This window comes from Streptomyces sp. 4N509B (genome assembly GCF_052245655.1).
GTDB lineage: Bacteria > Actinomycetota > Actinomycetes > Streptomycetales > Streptomycetaceae > Streptomyces.
The window spans coordinates 1-3,097 of sequence record NZ_JBQQBZ010000085.1; the positions used below are offsets into that span (position 1 = coordinate 1).

At 66.0% G+C, this 3,097-nt stretch carries 2 protein-coding genes and 1 pseudogene; all 3 read left to right on the top strand.

The window, feature by feature from the left end:
- Positions 1 to 1,375, top strand: a 1,375-nt coding sequence (locus ACTWP5_RS32000; RefSeq protein ID WP_443224697.1) for an ADP-ribosyltransferase, incomplete at its 5' end; no start/stop codon positions are given.
- A 158-nt stretch (positions 1,376 to 1,533) separates the two neighbouring features.
- Positions 1,534 to 1,800 carry a hypothetical protein gene (locus ACTWP5_RS32005; protein ID WP_443224698.1) on the top strand — a complete coding sequence of 89 codons (267 nt, stop codon included), beginning with the start codon at positions 1,534 to 1,536 and terminating at the stop codon, positions 1,798 to 1,800.
- 865 nt (positions 1,801 to 2,665) lie between these two features.
- Positions 2,666 to 3,097: pseudogene (locus tag ACTWP5_RS32010) on the top strand (pectate lyase); the annotation flags it as partial.

The following is a 3,097-nucleotide window of genomic DNA, read 5'->3' on the forward strand; positions in this document are numbered from 1 at the left end:
CGTCGCCACCGGAGCAGCAGCCCGCACCGCCTCGACCGCAGCCCGCGCCGCCACCCACGCCGGCCGCGCCCTCGACCCCATGACCCACGTCGCCCGGGGCACCTCCGCCGCGTTCTCGGCCCTGCGCCTTCCCGACCTCACCGCCCACCTCGCCGCCATCAACGCGATCGACGCCACCCGCCTGCCCGACAACGCCGGCTACCGCCTCCCCGACAGCACCACCATCCCACCCAACCCCACCCTCGACGACCTCCCCCTCGGCACCGCCACACTCCGGCTCGACGACAGCACCATCCTCATCCCCCACAACCCCGAAGACTTGGTTCCCGAGGGAGCCGTCCTCGATCCCGAAACCGGAGAGCTGCTCCTCCCCAACGGGGTGATCGCCAACTCGGACGGCATCGTGGTTCGTTACCAGGACGCACCTGCTGAGCCTTACGCCAACTACCCGGATCGTCCCGGGGTCGTCAGTGATGAGCTGAACCATGCTGCGGCCCACGCCGACCGCTCCTCCCAAAGATATTCCGCTCACACGGAGAGAATTACCAACGGGCGTACCGCAGAAGCCGAAAATCGCACGACGGCTGCGGGTGAGGGGGGCGCTAACGGTTTCCATTCCGGTGGTCCGGTCAGCGGCGACCCTTGGGACAGCCCTGGAGACCAGTCCGCTGTTAGTCGGGACCACGGGGCAGCCCCGCCTTCACGCGAGGCAGAAGTTGGGCACGGGAGCCTTCCGGCGGGGACTTGGGAGGAGCTGACCCCCGAAGAGCAGTTCCTGGTGGCTGAAGCTGAAATCAGGAACGGCGCTGTATCGTTTGTCGACAACCACGACGCCATGCGCTACGGAGCTGCTCACTGGAACGAGTATGCCGACAACCTCCCGCATGCTCAACGGCAGGCGGTGCACGACTACACGGTGGAGCCCCCTCACCCTCAGGGGCGGCCTACCTACCAGGACATCAACGGGTTCCTCCGTGGGAACGAAGCACTCGGAACGCCTCACGTTCTCGATGACATCGCGCGGATCGACGAGGTGATGAGTGGGAATCCTCTTCCGGAAGACGTTATCGTTGTAAGAGGGACGGGATTGGGTCATTACGATGTGGAACCCATCGATATGATGGGCGAGACGTTCACGGATGCCTCATACATGTCCACATCGCTGGGCGATCCGGCATCTGCGTTCGCCGGACGGGAAGCGGTCCTTCATCTGCGAGTTCCCGCAGGGACCCCTGCCCTGTGGGTTGAGAGGTTGTCAGCGTTCGGAGCGGGCGAGCGCGAATTGCTGCTCGGGCGAGGCCTGAGCTATGAGGTGACGCGCGCGTTCCAATACAATGGGCAATGGCAGATTTATGCCGTAGTGAAGCCAGTCTAGTTCACGACGATCGAAGGATGAACTTTATGAATACGGAAAACAACATGTCGCCTCGAATGTTGGAAGACCTCCAGCCAAGGCGGGTCCCAGGAGGTCCAGAAAGGTACAAAGCTAGCACTGTCAAAGCAGTCCACTACGTTGAGGTCGCCAACGAGGGCGTGTTCTACGGCTACATCTGGGCGGCTGACGAGGACGGCGCCGCCGCGTTCCTTCTGCCGGACGGCTCAGGGGATGACGCGGCTAACGCGGCCGTGTCGTGGACTCTCAAGTTGCGCGACTGCAAGGCCAGAGGGTTGACCCCGATGCAAGCCCTCGCGGAACTCTCCGCTCATCCGGGCGGTCGGCGCATCGGTCGAGTCGTGCCGGGCTCCCAGGCTGAGGCTCCTGATCTGGGCGCGCTGAAGGCCAGGGCTTCCGGCGCATGAGAGCCACCGTGGTCCACGTGATCCGCCGACGGCGCGGGTCGCGGATGGGCGTGACGCAGGCCGAGGCGGGTGGCGCCACCCGCTCGGGCGGTGCCCGGCTGGTGGGTGGGGGGACGGGCGGCCGGCGCGCGCCGCCCGTCGTGTCAGGGGGGCGAAGGGTGCTAGCGGTCAGTTCTGTTCCCGGTGGGGTGGAGCGCAGCGAGGTGGCCGGTGTGAGGGTCGCGCTCGGAGCGTCGGGGCGTTGACCTCGGGTTTCGCGGGGGCTGGGGCAGGTCCTGCTCGCAACTCCGTCCCCTGGCGGCCATGTTGGTGAAGATTCTCGTCAGGTCGGAGGTTTCGCGGGGGCGAGCCGTCTTGGGGCGGATCCTGAGCGATCTCTTGCCAGTGCAACGGTTGCGCCCTACTCTCCCAACACAGCACTAGAAAGCGCTTTCCTGATGGAGGGTCGTCAGCGAAGGCAAACGTCGCGGCCTCCGTCGTGACACTGTGTACGAGCCGCCAGTGTTCCGTCGCAAGCGCTTCGCCCCGGGATGGTGACGCGCCGTGGACGAAGGGTGCACGCCATGAGCGAGACGCGGCGCGCTGTCCGTCACGGTTCCGTCGGTGACGGTCGCTTATGAGCCGGTGGCTGGACGACGTCGCTGGTTCCGGTGGTCGGCGCGTGAATGGGGGTTCTTTCTGTCATGCCCCTGGCAGAAAGCTGCCGCCTGAACGTTCACCGCGACTCCGGGCCGCGGCCCGGTTCGCCACGCGAAGGGTGCCCCGCCCCACGCGTCGAGGTAGCTGACGTGCCCTCGCCAGCAGCCCCATGCCTCGACGACGGAGTAGCCGGCATGTGAGAACGAGAGGGAAGAGGAAGACGAGGATGAGACGACCAGTCGCACTGCGACTCTATTCGTCGCTGGCCCTGATGGCCGTCGCCGCCGCGACGGGCGTGGTGATGTCGATGCCCGAGTCGGCGTCGGCGGCGACCGGTGGCGTCACCGGGTACGCGACCCAGAACGGTGGCACCACCGGCGGCGAGGGTGGACAGACGGTGCGGGCCACCACCGGTACCGCGATCCACCAGGCCCTGTGTAACCGGGCCAGCGAGGACACCCCGATCATCATCCAGGTCGAGGGGACCATCAACCACGGCAACACCAGCAAGGTCTCCGGCGACAGTTGCAGCACCGCCGAGGACGTGATCGAGCTCAAGCAGATCAGCAACGTCTCGATCATCGGCGTCGGGAGTGGGGCCACGTTCGACCAGATCGGCATCCACATCCGCGAGGCCAGCAACATCATCATCCAGAAC